Source organism: Burkholderia sp. USMB20, from assembly GCF_000949135.2.
Lineage (GTDB): Bacteria > Pseudomonadota > Gammaproteobacteria > Burkholderiales > Burkholderiaceae > Burkholderia.
On record NZ_JTAN02000021.1, the window covers coordinates 265,510 to 291,657 of the forward strand.

The following is a 26,148-nucleotide window of genomic DNA, read 5'->3' on the forward strand; positions in this document are numbered from 1 at the left end:
GAGCACGCATGAGCGCCACTCCCGTCAAGAGCGTGTGCCCATACTGCGGCGTCGGCTGCGGGATGGTGCTGCACGTCGAGGATGACGAAGTCGTCAAGGTGTCGGGCGACTCCGACCATCCTGCCAACTTCGGACGGCTGTGCACGAAGGGTTCGTCGGCGCATGTCGCGCTGCGCCGCTCGGGGCGGCTCGACCGCGCGTTCGTGCGGCGCGCGCGCGAGGACGACCTCGTGCCGCTGCCGGCCCGCGACGCGATCGCCGAAACCGCGCGGCGGCTGCGCGCGGTGCTCGACGCGCACGGGCCCGACGCGCTGTCGTTCTACGTGTCGGGGCAGATGTCGATCGAGGCGCAATACCTGGTGAACAAGCTCGCGAAGGGCTTCGTCGGCACCAACAACATCGAGTCGAACTCGCGCCTGTGCATGGCGAGCGCGGGCACCGGCTACAAGCAGTCGCTCGGCGCGGACGGCCCGCCCGGGTCGTACCAGGACTTCGATCGCGCGAACCTGTTCTTCGTGATCGGCGCGAACATGGCCGACTGCCACCCGATCCTGTTCCTGCGGATGATGGATCGCGTGAAGGCCGGCGCGAAGCTGATCGTCGTCGATCCGCGCCGCACCGGCACCGCCGACAAGGCCGACCTGTTCCTGCAGATCCGGCCGGGCACCGATCTCGCGCTGACGAACGGATTGCTGCACCTGCTGCATGCGAACGGCCGCATCGATGCCGCGTTCATCGATGCGTACACCGAAGGCTGGGACGCGATGCCCGCGTTCCTCGCCGACTACACGCCCGAACGCGTCGCCGAGATCACCGGGCTCGCCGAAGCCGACATCCGCACGGCCGCGCAATGGATCGGCGACGCGCAGGAATGGATGAGCTGCTGGACGATGGGGCTCAACCAGAGCACGCACGGCGTGTGGAACACCAACGCGATCTGCAACCTGCATCTCGCGACGGGCGCGATCTGCCGCCCGGGCAGCGGGCCGTTCTCGCTGACCGGCCAGCCGAACGCGATGGGCGGGCGCGAGATGGGCTACATGGGGCCCGGACTGCCGGGCCAGCGCTCGGTGCTGTCCGACGACGACCGGCGCTTCGTCGAACACCTGTGGCGCGTGCCGGCCGGCACGCTGCGCAAGGACGCCGGCCGCGGCACCGTCGACCTGTTCGAACGGATGGCGGCCGGCGACATCAAGGCGTGCTGGATCGTCTGCACGAATCCGGTCGCGACGGTGCCGAACCGGCAGAATGTGATCGCCGGGTTGCAGGCCGCGGAACTCGTGATCGCGCAGGACGCATTCCTCGACACCGAGACCAACCGCTACGCGGACATCCTGCTGCCCGGCGCGCTGTGGGCCGAGGGCGACGGCGTGATGATCAACTCCGAACGCAACATGACGCTGATGCGCGCCGCGGTTGCGCCGCCCGGCGACGCGCTGCCGGACTGGCGCATCGTCGCGGAAGTCGCGCGCGCGATGGGTTTCGGCGATGCGTTCGACTATGCGTCGGCGGCCGACGTGTTCGACGAGATCGTGCGGTTTTCGAATCCGACGACCGGCTACGACCTGCGCGGCGCGAGCCATGCGGCGCTGCGCGAGGGCCCGGTGCAATGGCCGGTCGCGCCGGGCGCCGCGCGCGAGCGGCACCCGATCCGCTACCTGAACGACGGCGTGAGCCAGCCGCCGCGCGCGGCGGCCGACGGCGGCGCTGCGCCGCGCCTCGCGTTCCCGACGCCGTCGGGCAAGGCGCGCTTTTTCGCGCGGCCGCACGTCGATCCGGCCGAGCTGCCGGACGATACGTTCCCGATCGTGCTGAACACCGGCCGGCTGCAGCATCAATGGCACACGATGACGAAGACGGGCAAGGTCGCGATGCTGAACAAGCTCAATCCGCGCCCGTTCGTCGAACTGCATCCGGACGACGCGAGCGCGCTCGGCATCGCCACGCAGGACAGCGTCGAGATTCGCTCGGCGCGCGGCCGCGCCGTGCTGCCGGCCGTCGTGACCGAGCGCGTGCAGCGCGGCAACTGCTTCGCGCCGATGCACTGGAACGACGTGTACGGCGACGACCTGTGCATCAACGCGGTGACGAACGATGCGATCGATCCGGAATCGCAGCAACCCGAACTGAAGTATTGCGCGGTCGCGCTCGCGCGCGTCGACACGCACGCGTTCGCGTCCGCGGCCGACGACACGGCGCGACCCGATGCCGCCGCCGGCGACGCGCGGCCCGTGCCGGCGGCGGTGCAGATCACGGCTTCACAGGAATCCGACATGGCAGACCTCGACACTTTCGCGGCCGCGCTCGGCGTGGCCGATCTCGCGCCGCCGCCGCTCACCGACGCGGAGCGCCTGTACGTGGCCGGCCTCGTCAGCGGGCTGAAGGCGAGCGCCGGCCGGCGCGACGGCGGCGTGCCGGTGCTGCCGGCCGGTGCGCCGCTCACGCCGCCGGTGCGGCTCTGGCTCGACGGGATGCTGGCGGGGTTGTTCAGCCGAGCGGTGCCGGCCCACACCGCGGAAGGCGCTGTGCCCGCACTGCCGGCCGAGGGCGCCGCGCCCGGCGGCGTGCGGATCGTGCGCACGCGCCCGAAGGTCGTGCTGCTGTGGGCGTCGCAGACCGGCAACATCGAATCGCTGACCGAGGATTTTGCGACGCAGCTGATGAACGCCGGCTTCGAGATCCGCACCGCGTGCATGTCCGACTATCCGGTCGCGTCGCTGGCCGGCGCGCAATACGTGCTGCTGATGACGAGCACGTTCGGCGACGGCGACGCGCCCGACAACGGCAGCGAGTTCTGGGACGCGCTGCAGGCCGGCAGCGCCGCGCGCCTCGACGGCGTGCACTTCGCGGTGCTCGCGTTCGGCGATCGCAACTACGACCAGTTTTGCGGGCACGGCCGCCGGCTCGATGCAAGGCTCGCGGAACTCGGCGCGGCGCGCCTGTGCGCGCGCGTCGATTGCGACGTCGAGTTCCAGCGCGATGCCGACCAGTGGCTCGAACGCGTGGTCGCCCGGATCAAGGAGGCGGATGCGGCGCTGCACGCGGTGCCGACCTCCGGGATGAGCGCGTCGGGGCTGCTGCCGACCAAGGCGCATCCGGCGCCGTCGAAGCTCGTCGCGAACCTGCGGCTCAACCGGCCGGGCGCCGCGAAGGACACGCGCTACGTGTCGCTGTCGACCGAAGGCGCGAACCTCGAATACGAAACCGGCGACGCGCTCGGCGTGTGGCCGACCAACTGCCCGGAGCTGGTCGACGAACTGCTGTCGGTCACCGCGCTGAAGGCCGACGCCCCCGTGTCGGTCGCGGGCGTCGGCGACGTGCGGCTCGGCGATGCGCTGGCGCGCCACTTCGACATCACGCGCCCGCATCCCGACACGCTCGCGTTCATCGCATCGCGCAGCGCGAACGGTGCGCTGAAGGCGCTGCTCGGCGACGATCGCAAGGCCGACCTGAAGCAATGGTTGTGGGGGCAACAGCTCGCGGACGTGCTGCACGAGTTCCCGGTCGAGCTGTCGGGCACGGAGCTGGTCGGGATGCTGAAGCGGCTGCAGCCGCGCCTGTATTCGATCGCGTCGAGCCCGAGTGCGCACCCGGGCGAGATTCACCTGACGGTGTCGGCCGTGCGTTATCACAACGGCCGCCGCGCGCGCAAAGGCGTCGCGTCGACGTTCCTCGCCGATCGCGCGGACGACGGCCGCGTGCCGGTGTTCGTGCAGAAGTCCGCGCATTTCCGGCCGCCGGTGAACGGCGACGTGCCGGTCGTGATGGTCGGGCCCGGCACCGGCGTCGCGCCGTTCCGCGGCTTCCTGCACGAGCGGCAGGCGCGCGGCGCGCGCGGACGCAACTGGCTGTTCTTCGGCGAGCAGCATGCGCAGACCGACTTCTACTACGGCGACGAACTGAGCGCGATGCGCGACAACGGCTTCCTGACGCGGCTCGATCTCGCGTTCTCGCGCGACCAGGCCGACAAGATCTACGTGCAGGACCGGATGCGCGAGCAGGGCGCCGAGCTGTACAAGTGGCTGGAGGAAGGCGCGCACTTCTACGTGTGCGGCGACGCCGCGCGGATGGCCAAGGACGTCGATACCGCGCTGAAGGCGGTCGTCGCCGAGCACGGCGGGATGTCGGACGAAGCCGCGAACGACTACGTCGCGAAGCTCTCGAAGGCGCGGCGCTACATGCGGGACGTGTACTGAGCGCGCTCGGCGCGGCTCGACGCGGCCCGCCCGGTTGCGGGCCCGGCTTCGGCGACGCATTGACCCGCGACGGTTCGTGCCGTCGGGAAGGTCATCGACGGCGAACGTCGTACGCGACAGGCCGGGCGGCGGGCAGGGCGTTCCTGCGTGACCCGCCTGCCGCCGCCGGCCTGCGTCACTGCTGCCGGTCCCACGCGCGCGCCTGCTCGGCGCGCACGAATGCTTCCGACGACTGTGGCAGCAGGTTGCGGAATGCGCCGCCGTCGTTTTCGATCACGTCGACCATCTTCGCGATCATTTCCTCCGGATCGTGCTGCTCGAGCGGGAAGGTCAGCCGCTCGGGCGTCACCGTGTGGACGGCCGGATCGCGCCAGCGTCGCGGCGTTTCCATCATGCGGTCGTTGAAGCCGGTGCTGTACGGGCCCGGGTTCATGACCGCGACGCGGATGCCGTGCGGCGCCAGCTCCGCGTGCATCGCCTCGGCGACCGATTCGACCGCGTGCTTCGACGCGCAATAGGCGCCCGTGAACGGCCCCGTGATCAACCCCGCGATCGACGACACGAACACGATCTTGCCGTGCCCGCGCGCGAGCATGCCGCGGGCGATCTGCTGCGTGAGTTCGAGCGGCCCGAACAGGTTGATGTCGAACAGCTCGCGCACGATCTCGACCGGCAGGTCGACCAGTGCGCCGGCCTCGCCGGCGCCCGCGTTGTTCACGAGCACGTCGACTTCGAATTCGGCCGCGCGGGCGCGGTCGTAGGCCGACGTCACGTCGAGTTTCACCGCGCGCAGTGCCGTGCCGCGCTGCGCGGCGGCGTCCGTCAGCGCGTCGATTTCGGCGGTCGTGCGCACGCCGGCCGTGACCGCGTGACCGTGTTGCGCGAGCCGCAGCGCGACTTCGCGGCCGAAGCCGCTGCCCGCGCCGGTGATGAGGATGCGTTTCTGTGCCATGTGCTTACCTCGAGGTGGGAAAGGTTGCGTGAAAGCGATCGCGGCAATGCCGTGCGATCGCGTCGTCCTGCTCGACGCTGCCGCCCGATATGCCGATCGCGCCGACGCAGCGCCCGCTGCCGTCGACGAGCGGCTCGCCGCCGCCGAACGTGACGAGCCCGCCGTGACTGTGCTCGATCCCGCGCAGCGGGCCGTCGCCGGACATCGCGCCGAGCGCGGCGGTCGATGCGCGGAAGCGGATCGCCGTCAGCGCCTTGCGTTGCGCGAGGTCGATCGCGCCGAGAAAGCAATCGTCGGTGCGGATGAATGCGAGCAGGTTCGCGCCGGCGTCGACGATCGCGATCGACACACCGGCGACCTGCAGCGACGCGGCCTGCGCGAGCGCGGCTTCGATCGTCTGCCGGACAGCTGCGAGCGTCAGGGCGGGGCTGTGATGCGGATTCATTCGATGCTCCGGTGGAAGACGACGGGGCTAGTGTAGGTAGTTCCTGTATATGGGAGAATCGGCATTCCGCTCGAAGGAGTTTCAAGTTTTTTTAATGATGAGCAGACGCGATCCGATGGCCGGGCTGCACGTGTTCATGAGCGTCGCGACGGCCGGCAACTTCACGCGTGCTGCCGCCGCGCTCGGCCTGACGCCGGCTGCCGTCAGCCTTGCGATCGGCCAGCTCGAAGGCGAGCTGAACGTGAAACTGTTCAACCGCAGCACGCGCGGCGTGAGCCTGACCGAAGCCGGCCAGCATTACCGGCAGCAGACGGAGCCCGCGTACCGGCAGGTCATGCAGGCGCGCGATGCGCTGAAGGAGGTGCGCAGCGAGCCGGGCGGGTTGTTGCGCGTCACGGCGCTGCCGCTGGCCCGATCGCTCGTGATCGCGCCGATACTGGCCGCGTTCCGCGCGCGCTATCCGAAGGTCCGGCTCGAAATCCGCTACGAGAACGAGCTGGTCGATATCGCGAAGGAGGGCTTCGACGCGGGGATTCGTCTTGCCGACCGGCTGCAGCCCGGCATGATCGGCGTGCGGATCGCGCCCGCGCTGACCTGCGCGCTGGTCGCCTCGCCCGGCTATCTGGCGCGGCACGGCACGCCCGCGTCGATCGCCGAGCTGGAGCGCCATGCGTGCGTCCGGTTCCGGTTCTCCGAGAGCGGGCGCCTGCACAAATGGCTGCTGCGCGACGGGCGTCACGACGTCGATCTCGATCCGGAAGGCGTGCTCGTGACGAACGACGCGGATGCGGTGATCGATGCCGCGCGCGAGGGTGTCGGCATCGCGTTCGCGTTCATGCGCGAGCGCATCGACGCGGACCTGCGCGACGGCACGCTCGTCGAGGTGCTGCCGGGCGCGTGCCGGACGCTGCCGCCGATGTGGCTCTATTACGTGAATCGCAAGCACGTGCCGGCGAAGCTGCGCGCATTCATCGACATACTGCGGGAGCGGGCCGGCGCCGACTGGCACGATGACGGCGCGACAAAGGGACCGTAAGACGGGCACGGCAATCCGTCCCCATTCCCCGAATCCCGCGCCGGTCGCGGGTTTGCTCTCGCGGGCTCGGCCGGGCCGGGAGAATTTCTCCCAAAAGCGTCGCAAGTCATTCATTCGATGAAAAATTCCCGGCGGTTCCCGGTATGATGCGCACCTTGCGCATGAATTTGACGCGTCGTTGATGCGACCGCCGCGCCCGAACCGCTCAGTACGGGATCGAAAGATTCTGTAATATAAAATCCGTATACTCGTAATTTCTGATTCAGGCGCCGCCTGCCTTCGTCCCAGGCCGACCGCCCACGCAGAACAACCAGATTCGTCGCCGCGAGGCCACCCTGCGCCGCGACAAGCTACGCACCACCACTGAACACTCTATGTCTTCCCGCCACCCTGGCCAGCCCGGCCGTGCCGCGGCAGCGATCGCCCGTGTCGCGACGCTGATCCGCAACGAGCGCGTGCTGTCGCCGCTGCTCGCGCTCGGCATCGGCCTGCTGCTGATCGTGGTGTTCCAGCACCTGTCCGAATCCGTCGACTACCGGTCGGTGATCCGCCAACTGCGCCACCTGTCCGCGGGCGAGTGGGGCGCGTCGCTGGCCGCGACGGCCCTCAGCTATCTCGCGCTCGTCGCCCGCGATGCGGTCGGCCTGCGCTACGTCGCCGCGAAAGTGCCGCGCGCCGCGCTGTGGATCGGCGCGATCGCCGGCTCCGCGCTCGGCAATGCGACCGGCTTCGGCGCGCTGACGGGCGGCGCCGTGCGCGCGCGCGTGTACGGCGCGTCGGGCGTCACCCCCGCGCAGATCGGCCGGATGACCGTCTTCACCAGCGGCACGCTCGCGCTCGCACTGGTGCTGATGACGGCGGTCGGCATGGTCTGCGTGCCGCAGACGCTCGCCGCGATGCTGCATGTCGCACCCGGCGTGCTGACGTGGAGCGGCGCCGCGCTGCTCGTGGTGCTGGGCGTCATGACGATGCTGTGCGGCAACGCCGCGCGCCCGGTCGTCACGCGCTTCAAATGGCTCGCGTTCGACGTGCCGGCGCGGCGCGACCTCGTCGCCCAGGTCGTCTATGCGGTGCTCGACGTCGTGGCCGCGGGCCTGACGCTGTGGGTGCTGTTGCCGTCCGCTCCAGTCGGCTTGCCGACTTTCATCACCGTGTACGCGGCCGCGCTGCTGCTCGGGATGATCGGCCATACGCCGGGCGGGATCGGTGTGTTCGAGGCGGCGATGGTCTTCACGCTGGGCCGCGAAGTGCCGGCGCACGCGATGGTCGCCGCGCTGATCGCCTATCGCGCGATCTACTTCGGCGTGCCGCTCGTGCTGTCGGCCGGCCTGCTGGCCGGGTTCGAGGGCCGCGCGCTGCGCCGCCGGCTCGTGACGCGGCAGGCCGCGCGCGTGTCGCAGCTGGCGCCGCTGTTCCTGAGCCTCGTGACCTTCGCGGTCGGCGGGATGCTGGTGATCTCGAGCGCGACGCCCGCGTTCTGGCACCGGATCGCGATCCTGCGCAACATCGTGCCGCTGTGGGTGCTCGAAGGCTCGCAGGTGATCTGCAGCGTGCTGGGCGTCGCGTTGCTGTTCGTCGCGCGCGGGCTGCTGCGCCGGCTCGACGGCGCATGGTGGATGACTTTCGCGCTGACGCTCGCGAGCCTCGCGCTGTCGCTGGCCAAGGGCCTCGCGTTCGTCGAGGCCGGCGTGCTCGGCACGCTGCTGGTGCTGCTGCTCGTCAGCCGCCGCCGCTTCAACCGGCATTCGTCGCTGCTCGCCGAGCGCTTCACGGTGAGCTGGTTCGTGTCGGTGACGATGGTGCTCGTGCTCGCCGTGTGGGTGCTGTGCTTCGCGTTCCGCGACGTGCCTTACACGCGCGATCTGTGGTCGCATTTCGCGTTCGACGAGCGCGCGCCGCGGGCGCTGCGCGCGACGCTGGCGGCCGGCGTGTTCGTCGCGATGTTCGCGCTGTGGCAACTGCTGCGGCCGGCGCCCGGGCGTTTCGTGAAGCCCGCCGAGCAGGACCTGATCGACGCGGAGCAGATCATCCGCGCGCAGGAGTGCAGCGATGCGGGCCTCGCGCTGATGGGCGACAAGTCGTTCCTGTTCTCCGAATCGCGCCGCGCGTTCCTGATGTATGCGAAGAACGGCCGCACGTGGGCCGCGCTGCACGATCCGGTCGGCCCGCGCGAGGAATGGCCGGCGCTGATCGGCAAGTTCATCGCGCTGGCGCACGCGCACAGCGGCCGCGCGGCGTTCTACCAGGTGCGCGCGAACGCGCTGCCGCTGTATCTCGACGCAGGGCTCACGCTGATGAAGCTCGGCGAGGAAGCGCACATCGCGCTCGACCGCTTCGACCTGAAGGGTTCGAACCGGTCGCACCTGCGCTATGCGCTGCGTCGCGGCGACAAGGACGCGCTGACGGTCGAGGTGATCGCGCCGCGCGACGTGCCGGCCGCGCTGCCGTCGCTGCGCGACATCTCCGACGGCTGGCTCGACAGCCGCGACGCGCGCGAGAAGAGCTTCTCGGTGGCCGCGTTCCACGACGGCTATCTCGCGACGCAGTCGGTGATGCTCGTGCGCCAGGCCGACAAGCCGATCGCGTTCGTCACGTTCATGACGACCGACCTCAACACCGAGGCGACGGTTGGCGTGATGCGTCATCTGCCGGACGCGTCGCCGTATGCGATGGAGTATCTGTTTACGCAGCTCGCGCTGCATCTGAAGGAAGCGGGCTTCCGCAAGCTGAGCCTGGGCATCGCGCCGTTCTCGGGGATGGGGGCGGCGAAGATGCCGTCGCCGTGGCACCGGTTCGGGCTGATGGTCTGGCGCTTCGGCGGCCGCTTCTACAACTTCCGCGGCTTGCGTGCATTCAAGAGCAAGTTCGAGCCGCACTGGGAGCCGCGCTATCTCGCGGCCTCGGGCTCGGTCGGCGTGTTCGTCACGCTCGCGGATCTGTCCCTGCTGGCTGGAGGTCGGCGTTCATGATGTTGAAGAAGGGTATCGCGCGGGCGGCAGCCGCCTGCGCGGGAATGATGCTGGCCGGCGCGGCGTTCGCGGCGCAGGCCGCGGCGCAACCGGAAACCGTGTCGGGCGGCCGCTACGGCCCCGTGACCGTGACGAAGCCGGGCGGCCCGCTGCGCGGCTTCGTCGTGCTGTTCTCGCGCGGGCGGGGCTGGGGCGCCGCCGACCAGCAGGCGGCCGACGCCCTCGCGAAAGCGGGCGCGATGACGGTCGGGGTGGATTCGGAGCGTTATGCGGCGAACCTCGCCGCGAAGCAGGAAACCTGTCACCACCTCGACGGCGACGCCGAAGCGGTCAGCCACCAGCTCGAACGCCTCGCGCAATCGGCGCGTTACTACACGCCGATCGTCGCGGGCGTGGGCCAGGGCGGCGCGATCGCGAAGCAGATCCTGTCGATGGCGCCGGAGAACACGATCGCCGGTGTCGCGTCGGTCGCGCCGGCGGCGAAGCTCGATGCGCGCTTCAAGCCGTGCCCGCCCGATCCGACGATCGTGCGCCGCGCGATGCCGGGTTTCGTCGAAACGGCCGCGGCCGGCGACACCGCGACGCTCGTGTCGCTCGTCACGTCGCACCTGCACGACACCAGCAGCACCGACGAGCTCGACGTGTCGGACCTGCCGCTCGTCGAGCTGCCGGCCAAGGGCGGCAGCGACCGCCTCGCGATCGTGATCTCGGGCGACGGCGGCTGGCGCGATCTCGACAAGACGATCGCCGAGGCGCTGCAGCGCGACGGCGTGGCGGTGGTCGGCATCGACAGCCTGCGCTACTTCTGGAGCGAGAAGCCGCCTGCACAGGTGAGCCGCGACCTGGCGCGCGTGATGCGCACCTACATGGCGCGCTGGCATGCGAACCGCGTGGCGCTGGTCGGCTACTCATTCGGCGCGGACGTGATGCCGTTCGCGTACAACCGGCTGCCGGCCGACCTGCGTGACAAGGTGGCGGTGATGTCGCTGCTCGGCTTCGCGCCGGCGGCGGATTTCCAGATCCGCGTGACGGGCTGGCTCGGGATGCCGGCGAGCGACAAGGCGATGAAGGTCGCGCCGGAAATCGCGAAGGTGCCGCCGCAGCTCGTGCAATGCTTCTACGGCGCGGAAGAGAAGGACACGATGTGTCCGGCGCTCGCGAATAGCGGTGCCGACGTGATCAAGACGGGCGGCGACCACCACTTCGGCCACGACTACATCGCGCTCGAGAAGAAGATCCTCGGCGCGTTCGGCAAGCCGGTGGCGGCGCGCTGAACGCCGGCGCCCGCTGCGCGGCGGGCGCGGCGCTTGCGGTTCATCGGACGGGCGGCCTGCGGGCCGCCCGTTTTCATTTCCCGGCTTGCGTCTCGACTTGCGGCGCCGCGTCCTGCCGCTGCGCCGCCGTTCTCGCATCGCGCTGATAGAAGCCGGGAAACCGGTCGAGCTGCCGGCGCGCGGCGGCCAGATCGGCATCGGCGCCGAGCACCGCGCTCGAAAACCCGGTGCGCTCCATCAACAGCAACTGATCGACCAGCACGTCGCCGGTCGCCCGCAGGTCGCCGGCGAAGCCGAAGCGCTTGCGCAGCAGATACGCCTGGCTGTATGCGCGCCCGTCGGTGAAGGACGGGAAGTGCAGGTCGATGCGCTCGGCCTGCGCGATGCGTGCGGCGAGCGGCCGCAGCTCCTCGTCGTTGCCGATCGTCAGGATCGTGCGGGTCGCGGTGTCCGGCGCGTTCGTATCGTCGGCGTGTTCGGCCGGCGTCAGCAGGCGGATGCGTACGTTCGTGCTGGCGTGTGCGTCGGTCGGTGTCATGCGTGCTCCGCCTGGTGACGGGCGTCGTTGGCCGCGGCCTTGAAGGGCTCGGCGCCGATGCGGCGCACCGTGTCGATGAATCGTTCGCTGCGGCCGTCGGCGTCGAGCCGCGCGTCGAGATAGACATTGACGAGCGCGTCGACGACATCGACGATCTCGTCCGCCGAGAACGACGGGCCGATCACCTTGCCCGGCCGCGCGGGGCCGCTCGCGCTCGAGCCGTCCGACCCGCCGAGCGTCACCTGGTACCACTCGGCGCCGTCCTTGTCGACGCCGAGGATGCCGATGTGCCCGCTGTGATGATGGCCGCAGGAGTTGATGCAGCCGCTGATGTGCAGGTCGATGTCGCCGACGTCGTGCAGCATGTCGAGATCCTGGAACCGCTCGGCGATCGCATCGGCGATCGGGATCGAGCGCGCGTTCGCGAGCGCGCAGAAATCGCCGCCCGGGCACGCGATCATGTCGGTCAGGAGTCCGACGTTTGCGCTGGCAAGACCGATCGCGCGCGCATGCTCCCACAGCAGGAACAGGTCGTCGACGTGCACCCACGGCAGCACCACGTTCTGCGTATGCGTGACGCGTGCCTCGCCGGCCGAGAAGCGCTCGGCGAGTTCGGCGAGTGCGTCGAGCTGTTCGGGCGACGCGTCGCCGGGCGCCTGCAGGCGGCGCTTGAACGACAGCGTGACGATGCGCAGCGCCGGGTCGCGATGCGCTGCGACATTGCGCGCGAGCCAGCGCGCGAAGGCCGGATGGCGGCTGGCGTGCGCGGCCATGCGCGCTTCGACGTCCTGCAGGTCGAGCGTGCGGGGCGCGAGGCGCGGCGGCACGAACGATGCCGCGATGCGGTCGAACTCGGCCTGCGGGATCGTGTGCGGGCCGCCGTCATGCTCGACGATCTGGCGGAATTCTTCCTCGACGTCGTCGATATAGCGCTGTCCCTCGCTCTTCACGAGGATCTTGATGCGCGCCTTGTACTTGTTGTCGCGCCGCCCGTAGCGGTTGTACACGCGGACGATCGCCTCGATGTAGTTCATCACCTGCTGCCACGGCAGGAACGCGCGCAGCAGCGTCGCGATCAGCGGCGTGCGGCCCATGCCGCCGCCGGCGCTCACGCGAAAGCCGAGTTCGCCCGCGTCGTTGCGCACGAGCTTCAGCCCGACGTCGTGCCAGTCGGTCGCCGCACGATCCTCGGCCGCGCCGGTGATCGCGATCTTGAACTTGCGCGGCAGGAACGCGAATTCCGGATGCAGCGTCGTCCACTGGCGCATCACCTCGGCGAACGGGCGCGGATCGGCGATCTCGTCCGGCGCGACACCCGCACGCTCGTCGCACGAAATGTTGCGGATGCAATTGCCGCTCGTCTGGATCCCGTGCAAGTCGACGGTCGCGAGCAGGTCCATCACGTCGGCCGCCTGCGCGAGCGGAATCCAGTTGAACTGCACGTTGGTGCGGGTCGTGAAGTGCGCGTTGCGGGTCGGCAGGCGCAGCGTGCCGAGCTGCGCCTGCGCGTCGCAGGCGGCGCGGTAGGTGGCGTCGTCGGGCACGTCGTAGTCGCGTGCGATGCGGGCGAGCACGCGCAGCTGCGTGCTCGACAGTTCGCCGTACGGCACGGCCACGCGCAGCATCGGCGCATGGCGCTGCACGTACCAGCCGTTCTGCAGGCGCAACGGCCGGAACGCATCCTCGCTCAGCGTGCCGTGCTGCCAGCGTTCGAGCTGGTCGCGGAACTGGGCGGCGCGGCTGTGCACGAGCGCCCGGTCGAAATCGGTATATCGGTACATGACGTGATACGCGAGATGAGCGGCGGCGCCAGGGCGCGCGCCGCTCGGGAGGGGATGTTGCCACGGGTGTCGGGCAACAGGGACAGCGTAGGGAACGCGGGGCGGCGGGACAAGCAGCAGATCGGAACGGAATCGGCGCAGCAGATCGGAGCGGAAAGGGCGCAGCAGATCGGCGGGCGCGCCGGTGTGTGCCGGGGCATGCGTTGCGCATGCCCCGCGTCGGGTTCAGGCTTGCGCCGGTGCGTCGACGATCAACGCCGGATCGAGCGCGCGGATGCGCTGGTCGATGAAGTAGCCGCCGCCTTCCTGATAGCGCAGATAAAGCCGGCCGCACGATACGCAGCGGCTGACGTTGCAGCGGTTGTACGGAAAGTGGCGCGGTGCGATCGGCGCGTCGTCCGACGCATAGCGCGTGCCGGCCGGATGATATTCGTCGTAGGTCGGCTCGGTCTCGCCGGGCGGCGCAAGCGTGGCCACTTGGGTGAGTTGCGTGTCCTGCAGCGACAGCGGCAGGGTCGTCCAGCCGGCGAGCGAGGTTCTCGTGCATGTGCACGGCTGCGTAACGTGTGCCGCTTCGGCCGCCAGTTTCAGCAACGCGTCGTGATCGAGGTAGGGCAGTTGGCTCATGGGCAATCGTGAAGGAGCGGCGGGACCAGCAATGTAACCCGCGCGCGGCTTCGCTGCATGGACGTGATGCGCGCGGCGCGCAGCGTGCGCACGAGGCGCGATCAGCCTGACTTGCGTACCGCCGGCCCGGCGACCAGCTCGCCGAGCACGCGGATCGCGCGCTCGATGTCGCGGCTCCACGGATGGCCGAAGTTCACGCGCACGCAGCGCTCGAAGCCGTGCGCGGCCGAGAACAGCGGCCCCGGTGCGAAGCTGATGCCGCGCGCGATCGCCTGGCGGTGCAGTTCCATCGCGTCGATCGCGTCGGGAAACGACAGCCACAGGAAATAACCGCCGTCCGGCCGCACCCACTCGACGCCGGGCGGCAGCCAGCGCCGCAGCGCGTCGTCCATGCGCGCGAGCTGCGCCTGCAGGGTGCCGCGCAGCTTGCGCAGGTGACGGTCGTAGCCGCCGTGCTCCAGATAGTTCGCGATGCCGGCCTGCGCGGGAATGCTCGCCGACAGCGTGGTCATCAGCTTGAGCCGCTGCACCTTCTCCGCGAACCGGCCGGCGGCGGCCCAGCCGATCCGGTAGCCGGGCGCGAGCGTCTTCGAGAACGAACTGCAATGCATCACGAGGCCGTGCCGGTCGAATGCGCGCGCGGGCAACGGGTAGTCGGGGCCGAAATGCAGTTCGCCGTATACGTCGTCCTCGATCAGCGGCACCTCGCGTGCGGCCAGCAGCTCGACGAGCGCGCGCTTCTTGTCGAGCGACAGCGTGACGCCGGTCGGATTCTGGAAATTGGTCATGAACCAGCACGCGCGGATGTCGTGCCGGTCCAGCGCGTTCGCGAGCGCATCGAGATCGAGGCCCGTGCGTGGATCGACGGGAATCTCGACCGCGCGCAGGTCGAGCCGCTCGATCGCCTGCAGCGCCGCATAGAAACCGGGAGACTCGACCGCGACGACGTCGCCGGGCCGCGTGACGGCCATCAGGCACAGGTTCAGCGCTTCGAGCGCGCCGTTGGTGACGACGATCTCGTCGACGGGCTGCGCGACACCGGTTGCCAGATAGCGCCGCGCGATCTGCTGGCGCAGCGCCTCGCTGCCGGGCGGCAGGTCGACGACCGTGCTCCACGGGCTGACGAGCCGCGTCGCCTGCGCGAGCGATTTCGCGAGGCGCGGCAGCGGAAACAGCTGCGGCGCGGGAAATGCGGAGCCGAGCGGCACGATGCCGGGCTGCGTCGCGGCGTCGAGCACCGAGAACACGAGGTCGCTGATGTCGACCTTGCGCGTGGCGCCGGCACGGCTCGCGCGGCGTTTCGCGGGCGGGTTCGCCGCCGGGCCTGCGCCCGGCGCGACGTAATAGCCGGAACGCTCGCGTGCGCGGATCAGCCCCCACTGTTCGAGCAGGTAGTACGCGCGAAACACCGTCGACTGGCTCACGCCATGCTGCGCGATGATCTGCCGCAGCGACGGCAGGCGCGTGCCGACCGCGAGGTTGCCGTTGCGGATTTCGTCGGCGATCGTCTGGGCGAGGGTTTCGTAGCGTTTCATCGGCGCGGGCGGGGCATGCTTGGCGCCCTCGCGCGGGGCCGATGCGGCGCCGCGCCGGCGGGCGCGCGTCATTGTCCGACGAGCGGCACGAAAAGGAAAGCGCGACGGCCGCGGCCGGTCGCGCTGTCGTGGCGATGCCGATGCGTGCGCATCCGTCGCGCGTGATCGCGGCGTTTACGCCGGCGTGGCGCGGATGCGCATGCGATGGCTCGACGCGCATGCAGGCGGAGGTGACGACACGACGCGACGGATGACGCGCGTCGCCGAATGCATCGAATGCACCGAACGCTCCGAACGCTCCGAACGCTCCGAACGCATACGCACTACATGCCGCGTGGCGCCGTGGCTGCAAGCGGAGCCGGCACGCGTCGAGTCTTGCCTTTCGCCTGATGATTCTCCGTTCGCGTGGCCGGGTTCGAGCGCGTGCAGCGACGTGCGATCGAACGCGTACACGGATGACGCGCTCCGAATAGGCGGGCGCAGTGCGCGTGCGGCTTGTTCCAATTGCGCGGCGATATTTTTTGTGGTCTTGTTGCACGATCAAGCATCGACTCGAAAAAAGGACAGTCGAATGCATACGGGGAATTCGGACGAGGACCGATTGATCAGGGGAATCGGCGCGCGCCGTGCGCGCCGCGCCGCGTGCCGGTGGCTTGTCGTCCTGACGCTGGGCTGGCAGGGCCTGCCTGCCTGCGCCGCTTCCCCCGAGACCGTCGGCGACAACGTACTGCGTGTCCTTGCGTGGCCCGGCTACGCGGACAACGATGTCGTCAATGCATTTGAGACGCACTTTCATGTGCACGTCGAAGTAACCTTCGTCGATTCCGACGAAGCGTTGTGGACACGGATGCACAGCGCGTCGCCGCCGCCGTACGATGTGCTCGCGGCCAATACGGCCGAGATCCAGCGCTATGCGAGCGACGGCCTGCTCACGCCGATCGACCTGTCGCAGATCCCCAACCGCCGGCGGCAACTGCCGAATTTCCAGCAGCTCGCGACGATCGGCGGACTCGTGCGCAACGGCTCGACCTATGCGATTCCGTTCACGTATTCGTCGATGGGACTGATCTACGATCGCAAGCAGGTGCCGGTCGCGCCGCGCTCGATGCTGGAACTCTGGAATCCGCGTTACCGCGGCAAGGTGCTCGACTTCAACAGCGCGCCGCATAATTTTTCGTTCACCGCGCTCGCGCTCGGCTATCCCGACCCGTTTCGCCTGTCGCCCGCGCAAACGCTTGCCGTCGCGCACAAGCTGGTCGAACTGCGGCGCAACCTGCTCACGTATTACACGCTTCCGGACGAGGCGACCACGCTGTTCGTCCAGCATCGCGCGGCGCTGATGTTCGGCAACTATGGCACGCAGCAGGTCGAACAGCTGCGTCGCGCCGGTGCGGATGTCGGCTACGTGATTCCGGACGAAGGCGCGCTCGCGTGGCTCGACTGCTGGGGCGTCACGCGCGGCGCGGAGCATCGCGAACTGGCGTTCGCGTGGATCAACTATATGCTCGAACCGGCGATCGGCGTGCTGCTGACCGAACGCCAGGGGCTCGCGAATACGCTCCAACCGCCACCCGGTCTCGAGGCCGGCCACCAGCACCTCGTCTGGATCCAGCCGGTCGAGGACATCGCGCGGCGTGAGTCGCTATGGAGCCGCATCGTGTCGGGCGACCGGCCGGAGCGGTTCGAAAAATGATCAGGCTCGGGCTCACGTGGAAGCTGTCGATGCTGTTCGCGTGCATCGGCGTGATCGCGTCCGGCACGACCGGCTACTACACCTACCGCGCGAACCGGACGATGCTCGTGCAGGAAGCGCAGCACAGCCTGCTGATGTCGACGCACTTGCTCGGACAGCGCTTCACGACCGCGCTGTCCGACGTGGCCGACGATGTGCTCGTGCTCGCGCAATTGCCGGCGTCGGCGTCCGTCGCGAGCGGCGAAGGCGCCGATCGCGCCCCGCGCACGCGGCTCGAACAGGTGTATTACAGCTTCATGAAGAACCACCCCGAGTACCTGCAGATCCGGCTGATCGCGCGAGGGGATTTCGGGCTCGAGCGGATCCGCGTCGATCGCGACGCGCGCGGCATCGTCGTGCTGCCGGAGAGTGCACTCCAGGAAAAAGGGCAGTTTCCTTACGTATTCGATACGCTTGCGACGGCGCCCGGTCATATCTACCTGTCGCCGATCGCGATCAATCACGAGACCGGCTCGCATGCGGCCGAAGGGCTGCCGATCCTGCGCGTGGGCACGCCGGTGGTCGACGAAGGCGGCCGGATCGTCGGCGCGCTGGTCGTCGACGTCGAGCTGACGCGCATGTTCGACCGGCTCGAACGCGATCTGCCGCCTGACTACGTGGTGTATCTCGCGAACAAATGGGGCGATTTCCTCGTGCACCCCGATCCGTCGCAGATCTTCGGCTTCGATCGCGGGCGCCGCGTGCTGATGCAGGACAGCTTCCCCGACACGCGGCTGCTGTTCGTCGGGGCGCGCACGAACGTGGCGCTCAACGGTCTCGCACAGCCCGACGCCGCACCGGGCCAGATGTTCGCGTTCGTGCGCACGCCGTTCGGCAACAACGAGGGCAACCGCTTCGTGGTGCTCGGCATGGCGCGTCCGCTCACGGACGTGCTGGCGCCGGCCGGGATGCTCGGCGAGCGGATCATCCGGATGGTGCTCCTGATGAGCGTGGCGGCGGTGATTCTCGCGATCCTGTTTGCGCGCGCGATCACGCGGCCGTTGCAGATGCTCGCGCGCGCGGCGACCCACGTGTTCGACGATCCGTCCGCCGAACGGTTGCCGGTCGCGCGGGCCGACGAGATCGGCGTGCTGGCGCGCTGTTTCGACAGCATGCGTGTCGAGATCCGCACGCAGGTCGCGATGCTGCGCGCGAAGCAGCTGGAGCTCGCGCACCTCGCCGGCCACGACCCGCTGACCGGCTTGCCGAACCGCCTGTTGTTCATGGAGCATCTCGATGCCGCGATCCGCCATGCGGCCGCGGTGCGCGAGGGGCTGGCGGTGATGTTCGTCGATCTCGATCGCTTCAAGCAGATCAACGACCAGCACGGGCACGCGGCCGGCGATCGCACGCTCGTCGCGGTCGCGAAACGGTTGAGCCTCGCGCTGCGCAGCGGCGACATGGCCGCGCGGCTCGGCGGCGACGAATTCATCGTGCTGATTTCGGACGTGCGATCGCCCGCGGTGATCGGCGATATCGCGTCGCGTATCCAGATCGTGATGGCCGAGGAACTGGAATTCGGCGACCGGCACCTGGCCGTGGGTGCGAGCATCGGCGTGAGCGAATATCCGGCGGATGGCGCGTCGGCCGAGGAATTGCTGGTCAAGGCCGACGCGGCGATGTACGCGGCGAAGGCCTCCTCGCAGTGCGCGTGCGTGCGTTACCAGGAATTGCTGAGTGGCGGTATCGCCACGGACGACGGCGGCCGCGTGGCGGCGGAGGGCAGCCGCTGACGGCAGGCCGGCGCCGGCGCGTGGCAAAACCGCGGCGAGCCCGTCACGGGACGGGCTCGCTGGATCCGGGCGGACCGCGCGCGATGCGCGCGGCGGCGGACTTAGTGGCCGAAGTAGACCGAGTCGCGCGCGTTGCGCACCTTGACCGCCGGTGCGCCGCCCTGGACGACCGCGGCCGGTTGCGCGCCGTAGCCGCTGTTGTCGGCATCGTGCGCGCGCGCTTGCGCGGCCTGGATGTCGGCCGGGTAGTACGGGCTCGACTGGCTCGGCTTGTAGCCGGCGTTTTCGAGCTGGACGAGTTCGTTGCGCACCTGGGCGCGGGTCACGGTGCTTTGGGCGAAGGCGCCGAACGAAGCGGACAGGGCGACAGCGGCGACGACTGCGGAAACGAGCGATTTCATGATGACCTCCGATGTTCTATTGGGTTCGCCGGCGACACCATGTCGTAAGCGATTGATTACATCGTAGGCGTCGGTGGATCTAGGGTAAACGTGGATTCCAGCGAAAGATCATTACCGGTGAGGCAACAATTCCAGCATAGATTCGATCTGCCCCCATTCAGCGTTGCGGGAATTGCAAACTGACGGGGGCGGGGCGGCGAGACACCGCGCACGGGCGAACGCCCGGTGGCGGGGCACCGGCAGGTGGGGCGGCTGGCGGCGGGCGCTGCCGGATCAGACGCCGTCGGCGTCGTCGATTTCCTTGCGCTCGCGGCGTTCCTCGTTGCCGCGGCGCGCCCGCAGGCGCTGGCGCGACAGGACCGCGATCACCTGCTGGGTGGGCGCGCCGGACGGCAGCTCGTTGCGGATGCGATCGGGCACCATCGGCAGGCCCGCGCGCTGCCGGCGCAGTGCCTTCGCGATTGCCCGGCGGCATTCGTCCCCGTGGCAATCCCATTCATCGCGGATTCTCTGGCAATAACGGCATTGTTCCATCGGGACAGTCTAACGCGTCTTGGGGATCGGAGCTGAAGGCGCAACGGACGGGGCTTGGACGGGCGGGCGCGAGGCGACCGTGGTCATTTCGTGTCGGCATGCGCGCCGTCGACCCCGGCGACGGGCGCCGCCGTGTGCCGGAAGATGCCCGCCTTCCGGATCAGCCGCGGCGCGGCGACGAGCACGAACAGCAGGACGACCATCCGGCCCCGGTTCAATCCAATTCATGATGCATCGCTCTATCATGTGAAAAATACATGCATCGCAACAAGGAGGCGAGATGACGCTTGCGCAGTTACAGGCCCTGGCTGCCGTGGTCGAACTCGGCTCGCTGACGGCCGCGGCCGACCGGCTCAGCCGCAGTCAATCCGCGATCAGCCACGCGTTGACCGAACTGGAGGACATCACCGAGGTCAAGCTGCTGTTGCGCGACCGCCAGCCGGTCGTCCTGACCGCTGCCGGCGAACGCCTGTGGCCGTACGTGCAGAACGTCGTCCGGGAAGCGCAGACGCTGCGCCAGCAGTTCGGCCTGGCGCGCGGCAAGCTCGAGGGTCGGCTGGTGGTGGCGTCGCTGCCGAGCGTCTCGCTCGCGTTCGTCGTACCCGCGCTCGAAGCGTTGAAGGCGGCGCATGAGGGCGTGACGGCCGTGCTGCTCGAAGGCACGGACGCGGAAGTCGAAGGGTGGCTCGACGACGGCACCGCCGACATCGGCGTGGTCGCCGGCACGAAGACCTTCGCGAACAACCTGCCGTTGCTCGACGAGGATTTCGTCGCGGTGGCGGCGGACGGCATGTTCGACGGCCGCGAGAGCGTGTCGGCGAAACGGTTGGCGACGATGCCGTTCATTTTTTCGAAGGCGGGGTGCGGGCCGGTCATCGCGGATTACTTCGCGCGCAACGGTGCATCGCTTCGCGCCGCGTTCAACGTGGTCGAGATGCGGACCATTCTGTCGATGGCGGAGGCGGGAATGGGCGTGTCGATCGTCCCACGCATCACGCTCACCTATACCCGGTTCGGCGGCCGGGTGCTGGCGTTGTCGCCCAGGCTGCATCGTTCCGTGCGACTGGCGTGGAACGCGAGCGGCAACGCGGTCGCCGACGCATTCGTGAAACTGGTCGACGCGCAACGCGCGAAGGCGGGAAAGGCGGTGCAGGCACGCGCGAAAAAGGGCAAGTAGCGGGCCGGCGGAACGACGCGATGACGGGGTGAAGCGCGTTCATGCGTGACTTGCAGTTTATTCATGCCGACAGACACCGACATGCAATACATTGCTGGACACTCGCCCCGACTTCATCGCGCTGAAGGAGACTGCCGTGCCGGCCTTGCCCACCCTGATTGCTTTCGGACTCGTATCGCTCGGCATGGCCCTGACGCCCGGCCCGAACATGCTTTACCTGATCTCCCGCTCGATCTGCCAGGGCCGCCGTGCGGGGCTGGTGTCGCTCGGCGGCGTCGCGCTGGGGTTCGTGTTCTACATGTTCTGCGCGGCATTCGGCATTACCGCGCTGGTGATGACCGTGCCGTACGCGTATGACGCGCTGCGTTTGTCCGGCGCGCTGTACCTGTCGTATCTCGCGTGGCAAACGCTCAAGCCGGGCGGCCGCTCCGCGTTCCAGGTGCGGCAACTGCCGCACGACAGCGGCGTGCGGCTCTTCACGATGGGCTTCGTCACCAACCTCGCGAACCCGAAGATCGCGGTGATGTACCTGTCGCTGCTGCCGCAGTTCATTGCGCCCGGGCACGGCAGCGTGCTCGCGCAATCGCTGGCACTGGGCTGCGTGCAGATCGCGGTCAGTGTCTGCGTGAATGCGCTGATCGCGAGCATGGCCGGCTCGATCGCGGGGTTTCTTGCCGGTCGGCCCGTCTGGGCGCGGGTGCAGCGCGGGTTGATGGGGACCGTGCTGGCCGGACTGGCCGTGCGTATCGCGCTGGAATCGCGAAGCTAGGGGCACGGTGGCGGCAACGCGGCTTGCTGTGGAAACCGGCGTGCCGATGGGCAGCATGCAAGGTGCGGCGGTCGAATAGACGCAGCCGCTCCGCATGGCGCAGCCGTCACGTATTCGCCGTATCCATCAGCGCGTCGCGCGCGCCGTCCCGCACGCGGCAACCCCGGCCGCCCGCCGCGCGATCATGCGTTGCGGGCGGCCGTCGCATCAGCGTTCGCGGCGCTTCTTGCTCAGCTCGATCGTCTCGAACAGCTCGTACTGTGCGCTCGGGTGCTGATCCGCGCCCGGCGCATGGTAGTAGCGCATCGTGATCGTCGTGTGGCCGCCCGGCTTGCCCGGATCGTGGTCGAACACGGCGATCCCGTAGCCCGTGCCCGTATCGCGGCGCGCGGACCAGATCGCATCCTCCAGCGCATCGGCCGGCTTGCGCACGAACGTGTTCGGCGCGGCGCCCGGCACCGGCCGGTTCGGCTTCGTGAAGACCTTGGCCTGCGCGAAGCCGGTCGCCGGGTTCTCGCCGTACACGTCGAGCGGCGCACTGGTGCCGCCGCCGCCGAGGATCAGGTGGATCGTGCCGTGGCTCGTGTCGAAGGTCGTGCGCTCGGGATCGGTCGACCCGACCGGACGCGGCTGCAGCGTCTCGACGACTTCGCCGGTCGATGCATCGACGCCCGCGCGGTGATTGCAGCCGCGCACCGGGTAGCTGCGCTCGTAATCGTGATCGTGACCGCACAGCACGAGGTCGACGCCGTAACGGTCGAACAGCGGCAGCCATGCCTCGCGAATGCCCTTGTCCGAGCCGTTGCCCGTCTTCGACGAGCTCAGCGCGTCCTGGTGCATCTGCACGACGATCCAGTCGATGTCGTCATCGTGCGACGCTTGACGTAGCGTGTGCTCGAGCCAGCGCGTCTGCACGCCGTCGCTGTAGCCGCGCACGTAGAACGACGTGCCCGGCTCGATCGGCGCGCGGCCGGTGCTCGCGGCCGGCACCAGCGGAGCCGGGCCGCCGACGAACGCGGCAGCGTCCTGGTACACGACGTCGTCGGCGTCGAGCGAGATGAACAGCACCGAGCTTACGCGGAAGCTGTACCAGCGGCCCGGAAAGCGCGTGCCGTTCTCCGGCAGCGTGTAGCGCGCGAGGTACGAGTCGAGCCCCTGCGGGCCGTTGTTGAATTCGATCTCGTGATTGCCCGGGCACGGCATCCACGGGCGGTTCGCGGCCGACGTCTGGTTGTTGTTGCCGAAGTCGCGCCACACCTCCGGCTGATGCGCGGGGTTCAGGTTCGCGTAGCAGAGGTCGCCGTTCAGCAGGTGGAACAGCGGCTGGAACTGCTCGACGGCCTGCACCGCGAAGCGGCTTTGCGGCGACGACAGCACCCATGCGCCGTTCGGCGTCGCGAGGTCGCCGTAGCTCGTGAAGCGGAATGGTGCGCGCCCGCGCGGCGCGGTCGTGAAGGTCGCGGCAAACGGCTGCGCGGCGTTGCTGTCGTTGTCGGCCGTCAGTTCGTAGCGGTAGCGCGTGTTCGGCTTCAGGCCGTGCACGCGTGCGTGGTACGTGAACACCGTTTCACCGTTCAGGCCGTCGGTGTAAAGGCGCTGCACGCCGTGCACGGTGCGTGCCGGTTCGCCGTCGGCGACGATCCGCGCCCGCGGATTGACGGCCGGCGCGAGCGATGCCCACGAGATCGCGACTTCCGACGCCGGGTCGCTGCCCCATGTCAGGTGCACCTGTTCGGGGGTGCCGTCCGGGTTCGACCCGGCGGCACGGGCGGCCGCGAGCCCGCCCGCGGCGGTGGCGAGGCCGGAGACGCCGGCCAGTTTCAGGAAGCCGCGACGCGATACGGAAGCGGCCGGCTCGTTCGACTCGGCGGGGAAGTTGTCCTGGTTCGACATGATCGTATTTTCGTTGAGTGACACGCGAAATGCGGAACCGCCCGGCCGTGCGCGAGCGCGTCCGGGGCGTGGGCCGGAAACGAGCGGGATCCCGGTGACATGCATTGTCGAAGCGCAGTTTTGCCGGGTTGTGACAGACGGTCGTCCACGCCCGGGCCCGATGCGTCGCCGGGTGAGCGCGGCGTCGCCGGCGCGGCGGAAATTTATTTGCGCGCGTCGCGACGGATTTTTCCGCATGCGTCGTTTAACGAACGAACGGCCACTTCCGGCCATCACGTTCGCTACACGACGCTTCGGAGTCTTGCATGAAACTTTCCATTTCATTACGGGTTGCCGCGGGATGCGTGGCCGCGCTGGCGACCTCCGCCACATTCGCGCAGGCCGTCATCGTCGCGCCGGTCGCGCCGCCGCCGCCGCGCGTCGAAGTGATGCCGGCGCCACGCGCGGGCTACGTGTGGGATCAGGGCCACTGGCACTGGCGGCAGGGCCGCTACGTGTGGATCCCCGGGCATTGGCAAGCGGTGCGCGTCGGCTATCGCTGGGTGCCCGGGCACTGGGCCGCGCGCGGCCCGAACTGGCGCTGGGTGCCGGGTCACTGGGCGTGACGCGCAGGGTGCCGCGCGGCGCGCAGCGCCGGTGCGGCGGGACTTCCACACAACTTCATCCGTCGAGCCATGCCTTTTCGAACCATCGTGATCCTGACAGCCGCGGCCGTCGTGCTGGCCGGCTGCGTCGTGGTGCCGGCGCGTCCGGTGTATTACCGGCCGGCGCCGGTCGTCGTATATTGATCGCGCCGGCCGGCTCGCGATCGACAGGATCGATATGCCGTTCGAACCGGATGTCGACGAAACCGGCCGGGCGGATGCCGGACACGGCGCGCGACGCGCCGTGGACGCGCCGGCATGGCGCCGTGCGGCGCCGGCCCGACGCATGCAAGGAGAGCACGACGATGAGCTTCAGCCGGACGGCGGGCACGCTCGCCGGCAGCATGCGGCGGGCGCGCCGCGCATGGCGGAGCAGCCCGCGTTGAGCGACGCCGATCCGGACGCGGAACTCGTCGCGCGGGTCGGCGCGCGCGACACGTCGGCCGTGCGCGTGCTCGTCGCACGCAAGCTGCCGCGCCTGCTTGCGCTCGCGACGCGCATGCTCGGCGACCGGACCGAAGCCGAAGACGTTGCGCAGGAAACCTTCCTGCGGATCTGGCATCACGCGCCGCGCTGGCGGGATGGCGAAGCGCGCTTCGACACGTGGCTGCATCGCGTGGTGCTGAACCTGTGCTACGACCGGATGCGCGGGCGGCGCGAGGAGCCGGTCGACACGCTGCCCGACGTGCCCGACCCGCAACCCGAGCCGGCCGCGCACGCGGAGTTGCGCGCGCGCGATGCGCGCGTGCGCGAGGCGCTCGCCGCATTGCCGCCCCGGCAGCGGGAAGCGCTCGTGCTCCAGTACTATCAGGACATGTCGAACGTTGAAGCGGCCAACCTGATGGGCATCACCGTCGATGCGCTGGAAAGCCTGCTCGCGCGCGCGAGGCGCAACCTGCGCGCGCAACTGGCCGGCGACCCACCTAGCGAGGACAAGCGATGACACCCGAACGATTCCGTACCATCGTCGCCGCGTACGGCTCGGATGCGCGGCGCTGGCCGCGCGACGAACGCGCGGCGGCCGAAGCGTGGGCGCAAGCGCATCCGCGCGACGCGCTCGCGGCGCTCGACGATGCCGCCGCGCTCGATGCCTGGCTCATGCAGGATACGGTCGAGCCGCCCGCGCCGGCGCTCGTCGAACGCATCGTCGCGTCGGCGCCCGCGCCGCAACGTGCGCGGCGCCGGGGCACGGTGTGGTGGTCGGGCGCGGCGTTCGCGGGTGTCGGGCTCGCCGGCGCGCTGGCGGGCGCGGTGGCCGTGTCGATGCTGATGCTCGGCAGTGCGCCGTTCGCGCAACACGAACCGGGCTACCTGACGACGACGTTCGGCGGCCCGGGCATCGACGGAGGCGACGAATGAGCGAACGCGGCTGGAAATTCATGCTCGTCGGGTCGGTCGTGTTGAACGTGTTCATGCTCGGCGCGATCGGCGGCGGCGCGTATCAATGGTTTTCGACGCATCGTGGCCTGGATGGGGGCGGGATGCCCGGACAGCGCACGGCATTGCGGTTCGCCGCGGACGAATTGTCCGACGCGCGTCGGCAAGCGTTTGCGGCGGCGCTGAAGGCGGCGCGCAAGGAAGGTCGGGATTTCGCGCGGGAAGGGCGTGACGGGCGGATCACGGTGCTGGATCTGCTGGCGGCGCCGCAGCTCGATCGCGCGGCGATCGACGCGGCGCTCGATCGGACGCGGGCGGCCGATAGTGCGTTGCGGGGGCAGGTCGAGCGCAGCGTCGTCGATTTCGCGGCGACGCTGACGCCCGACGAGCGCGTGAAGTTCGTCGACGGCTTGCGACGCAGCGGGAACTGGCGGCTGCCGGCGAGGTTTCAGAGGAAGCGCGACGCGGCGGGGAGCCAGTAACTGGCGTGGCGTGACGACGCGTCACGCTCGCGAATCGGTTGGCGGCAATCTCG

The 26,148-nt window shown here is 69.4% G+C and carries 21 protein-coding genes; 12 read left to right on the forward strand and 9 right to left on the reverse strand.

The features are described from left to right. Nucleotides 1-8 precede the first annotated feature (8 nt). Nucleotides 9-4,196, forward strand: a complete 4,188-nt coding sequence (locus PL79_RS31545) for a bifunctional nitrate reductase/sulfite reductase flavoprotein subunit alpha (RefSeq protein WP_135801192.1) — start codon at nt 9-11, stop codon at nt 4,194-4,196. Nucleotides 4,197-4,371: 175 nt separating this feature from the next. Here the strand turns inward: PL79_RS31545 and PL79_RS31550 are convergent, their stop codons facing one another. Continuing rightward, nucleotides 4,372-5,148, reverse strand: coding sequence for an SDR family oxidoreductase (locus PL79_RS31550; protein ID WP_044845708.1), 777 nt, complete (start codon nt 5,146-5,148; stop codon nt 4,372-4,374). Between the two features lie 4 nt (nt 5,149-5,152). Next, nucleotides 5,153-5,593, reverse strand: a complete 441-nt coding sequence (locus PL79_RS31555) for a GlcG/HbpS family heme-binding protein (protein ID WP_044845707.1) — start codon at nt 5,591-5,593, stop codon at nt 5,153-5,155. A 97-nt stretch (nt 5,594-5,690) separates the two neighbouring features. On the opposite strand from PL79_RS31555, the gene PL79_RS31560 reads away from it, so the two are divergent. The 3 genes from PL79_RS31560 (at nt 5,691) to PL79_RS31570 (ending at nt 10,872) form a co-directional block, all read left to right on the forward strand. After that, a complete protein-coding gene (locus tag PL79_RS31560) occupies nt 5,691-6,629 on the forward strand; it encodes a LysR family transcriptional regulator (RefSeq protein WP_082088564.1) in 939 nt (312 codons plus the stop codon). A 374-nt stretch (nt 6,630-7,003) separates the two neighbouring features. Further along, nucleotides 7,004-9,598 carry a bifunctional lysylphosphatidylglycerol flippase/synthetase MprF gene (gene mprF, locus PL79_RS31565; RefSeq protein ID WP_044845705.1) on the forward strand — a complete coding sequence of 865 codons (2,595 nt, stop codon included), beginning with the start codon at nt 7,004-7,006 and terminating at the stop codon, nt 9,596-9,598. After that, nucleotides 9,595-10,872: a virulence factor family protein gene (locus tag PL79_RS31570; protein WP_044845704.1), complete on the forward strand. Its 1,278-nt coding sequence runs from the start codon at nt 9,595-9,597 to the stop codon at nt 10,870-10,872. The genes mprF and PL79_RS31570 overlap by 4 nt, the downstream gene beginning before the upstream one ends. Before the next feature lie 73 nt (nt 10,873-10,945). Here PL79_RS31570 and PL79_RS31575 read toward each other — a convergent pair whose 3' ends face one another. The 4 genes from PL79_RS31575 to PL79_RS31590 all read right to left on the reverse strand — a co-directional run bounded on the left by PL79_RS31575 (nt 10,946) and on the right by PL79_RS31590 (nt 15,353). After that, entirely contained in the window at nt 10,946-11,410 is a 465-nt protein-coding gene (locus PL79_RS31575) for a DUF934 domain-containing protein (protein ID WP_044845703.1), read from the reverse strand. Further along, a complete protein-coding gene (locus tag PL79_RS31580) occupies nt 11,407-13,191 on the reverse strand; it encodes a nitrite/sulfite reductase (protein ID WP_044845702.1) in 1,785 nt (594 codons plus the stop codon). The genes PL79_RS31575 and PL79_RS31580 overlap by 4 nt, the downstream gene beginning before the upstream one ends. 225 nt (nt 13,192-13,416) lie before the next feature. Beyond that, the gene (locus PL79_RS31585; protein ID WP_044845701.1) at nt 13,417-13,818 is read right to left on the reverse strand and encodes a hypothetical protein; all 402 of its coding nucleotides are present in this window, start codon (nt 13,816-13,818) and stop codon (nt 13,417-13,419) included. Nucleotides 13,819-13,919: 101 nt separating this feature from the next. Beyond that, nucleotides 13,920-15,353: an aminotransferase-like domain-containing protein gene (locus tag PL79_RS31590; RefSeq protein ID WP_044845719.1), complete on the reverse strand. Its 1,434-nt coding sequence runs from the start codon at nt 15,351-15,353 to the stop codon at nt 13,920-13,922. 571 nt (nt 15,354-15,924) lie between these two features. Here PL79_RS31590 and PL79_RS31595 point away from each other — a divergent pair. Both PL79_RS31595 and PL79_RS31600 read left to right on the forward strand, forming a co-directional pair. Continuing rightward, nucleotides 15,925-17,046, forward strand: coding sequence for an extracellular solute-binding protein (locus PL79_RS31595; RefSeq protein WP_044845699.1), 1,122 nt, complete (start codon nt 15,925-15,927; stop codon nt 17,044-17,046). Beyond that, entirely contained in the window at nt 17,043-18,818 is a 1,776-nt protein-coding gene (locus PL79_RS31600; RefSeq protein WP_044845698.1) for a sensor domain-containing diguanylate cyclase, read from the forward strand. The genes PL79_RS31595 and PL79_RS31600 overlap by 4 nt, the downstream gene beginning before the upstream one ends. A gap of 101 nt (nt 18,819-18,919) precedes the next feature. Here PL79_RS31600 and PL79_RS31605 read toward each other — a convergent pair whose 3' ends face one another. Both PL79_RS31605 and PL79_RS31610 read right to left on the reverse strand, forming a co-directional pair. Further along, on the reverse strand, nt 18,920-19,219 hold the full coding sequence (locus PL79_RS31605) for a DUF4148 domain-containing protein (RefSeq protein WP_044845697.1): 300 nt from the start codon (nt 19,217-19,219) through the stop codon (nt 18,920-18,922). Nucleotides 19,220-19,492: 273 nt separating this feature from the next. Continuing rightward, nucleotides 19,493-19,753 carry a hypothetical protein gene (locus PL79_RS31610; protein WP_006760082.1) on the reverse strand — a complete coding sequence of 87 codons (261 nt, stop codon included), beginning with the start codon at nt 19,751-19,753 and terminating at the stop codon, nt 19,493-19,495. Between the two features lie 280 nt (nt 19,754-20,033). Here PL79_RS31610 and PL79_RS31615 point away from each other — a divergent pair, with 280 nt between their 5' ends. Both PL79_RS31615 and PL79_RS31620 read left to right on the forward strand, forming a co-directional pair. Continuing rightward, nucleotides 20,034-20,930 (forward strand): LysR family transcriptional regulator, encoded by an 897-nt coding sequence (locus PL79_RS31615; RefSeq protein WP_044845696.1) that lies wholly within the window; start codon nt 20,034-20,036, stop codon nt 20,928-20,930. A 136-nt stretch (nt 20,931-21,066) separates the two neighbouring features. Continuing rightward, nucleotides 21,067-21,699, forward strand: a complete 633-nt coding sequence (locus PL79_RS31620; RefSeq protein WP_044845718.1) for a LysE family translocator — start codon at nt 21,067-21,069, stop codon at nt 21,697-21,699. A 207-nt stretch (nt 21,700-21,906) separates the two neighbouring features. Here PL79_RS31620 and PL79_RS31625 read toward each other — a convergent pair whose 3' ends face one another. Then, nucleotides 21,907-23,592, reverse strand: coding sequence for a purple acid phosphatase family protein (locus PL79_RS31625; protein ID WP_044845717.1), 1,686 nt, complete (start codon nt 23,590-23,592; stop codon nt 21,907-21,909). Between the two features lie 305 nt (nt 23,593-23,897). Between PL79_RS31625 and PL79_RS31630 the strand changes: the two genes are divergently transcribed. From PL79_RS31630 to PL79_RS31645, 4 genes are all read left to right on the forward strand, one after another. Next, the gene (locus PL79_RS31630) at nt 23,898-24,197 is read left to right on the forward strand and encodes a YXWGXW repeat-containing protein (RefSeq protein WP_044845695.1); all 300 of its coding nucleotides are present in this window, start codon (nt 23,898-23,900) and stop codon (nt 24,195-24,197) included. A gap of 217 nt (nt 24,198-24,414) precedes the next feature. Then, nucleotides 24,415-25,179, forward strand: a complete 765-nt coding sequence (locus PL79_RS31635; protein WP_082088561.1) for an RNA polymerase sigma factor — start codon at nt 24,415-24,417, stop codon at nt 25,177-25,179. Continuing rightward, complete coding sequence (locus PL79_RS31640; protein ID WP_044845693.1) at nt 25,176-25,595, forward strand: hypothetical protein; 420 nt, start codon at nt 25,176-25,178, stop codon at nt 25,593-25,595. The genes PL79_RS31635 and PL79_RS31640 overlap by 4 nt, the downstream gene beginning before the upstream one ends. Then, nucleotides 25,592-26,095: a periplasmic heavy metal sensor gene (locus PL79_RS31645; RefSeq protein WP_044845692.1), complete on the forward strand. Its 504-nt coding sequence runs from the start codon at nt 25,592-25,594 to the stop codon at nt 26,093-26,095. The genes PL79_RS31640 and PL79_RS31645 overlap by 4 nt, the downstream gene beginning before the upstream one ends. Nucleotides 26,096-26,148 lie beyond the last annotated feature (53 nt).

Bases quoted from the DNA above. Each gene is read 5' to 3' on its own strand.
- PL79_RS31555 (WP_044845707.1), bottom strand. From the start codon at position 5,593: ATGAATCCGCATCACAGCCCCGCCCTGACGCTCGCAGCTGTCCGGCAG.
- PL79_RS31570 (WP_044845704.1), top strand. From the start codon at position 9,595: ATGATGTTGAAGAAGGGTATCGCGCGGGCGGCAGCCGCCTGCGCGGGA.
- PL79_RS31630 (WP_044845695.1), top strand. From the start codon at position 23,898: ATGAAACTTTCCATTTCATTACGGGTTGCCGCGGGATGCGTGGCCGCG.
- PL79_RS31625 (WP_044845717.1), bottom strand. From the start codon at position 23,592: ATGTCGAACCAGGACAACTTCCCCGCCGAGTCGAACGAGCCGGCCGCT.
- PL79_RS31550 (WP_044845708.1), bottom strand. From the start codon at position 5,148: ATGGCACAGAAACGCATCCTCATCACCGGCGCGGGCAGCGGCTTCGGC.
- PL79_RS31580 (WP_044845702.1), bottom strand. From the start codon at position 13,191: ATGTACCGATATACCGATTTCGACCGGGCGCTCGTGCACAGCCGCGCC.
- PL79_RS31605 (WP_044845697.1), bottom strand. From the start codon at position 19,219: ATGAAATCGCTCGTTTCCGCAGTCGTCGCCGCTGTCGCCCTGTCCGCT.
- PL79_RS31635 (WP_082088561.1), top strand. From the start codon at position 24,415: ATGCCGTTCGAACCGGATGTCGACGAAACCGGCCGGGCGGATGCCGGA.
- PL79_RS31590 (WP_044845719.1), bottom strand. From the start codon at position 15,353: ATGAAACGCTACGAAACCCTCGCCCAGACGATCGCCGACGAAATCCGC.
- PL79_RS31640 (WP_044845693.1), top strand. From the start codon at position 25,176: ATGACACCCGAACGATTCCGTACCATCGTCGCCGCGTACGGCTCGGAT.
- PL79_RS31600 (WP_044845698.1), top strand. From the start codon at position 17,043: ATGATCAGGCTCGGGCTCACGTGGAAGCTGTCGATGCTGTTCGCGTGC.
- PL79_RS31645 (WP_044845692.1), top strand. From the start codon at position 25,592: ATGAGCGAACGCGGCTGGAAATTCATGCTCGTCGGGTCGGTCGTGTTG.
- PL79_RS31615 (WP_044845696.1), top strand. From the start codon at position 20,034: ATGACGCTTGCGCAGTTACAGGCCCTGGCTGCCGTGGTCGAACTCGGC.
- mprF (WP_044845705.1), top strand. From the start codon at position 7,004: ATGTCTTCCCGCCACCCTGGCCAGCCCGGCCGTGCCGCGGCAGCGATC.
- PL79_RS31585 (WP_044845701.1), bottom strand. From the start codon at position 13,818: ATGAGCCAACTGCCCTACCTCGATCACGACGCGTTGCTGAAACTGGCG.
- PL79_RS31575 (WP_044845703.1), bottom strand. From the start codon at position 11,410: ATGACACCGACCGACGCACACGCCAGCACGAACGTACGCATCCGCCTG.
- PL79_RS31545 (WP_135801192.1), top strand. From the start codon at position 9: ATGAGCGCCACTCCCGTCAAGAGCGTGTGCCCATACTGCGGCGTCGGC.
- PL79_RS31610 (WP_006760082.1), bottom strand. From the start codon at position 19,753: ATGGAACAATGCCGTTATTGCCAGAGAATCCGCGATGAATGGGATTGC.
- PL79_RS31595 (WP_044845699.1), top strand. From the start codon at position 15,925: ATGCATACGGGGAATTCGGACGAGGACCGATTGATCAGGGGAATCGGC.
- PL79_RS31560 (WP_082088564.1), top strand. From the start codon at position 5,691: ATGAGCAGACGCGATCCGATGGCCGGGCTGCACGTGTTCATGAGCGTC.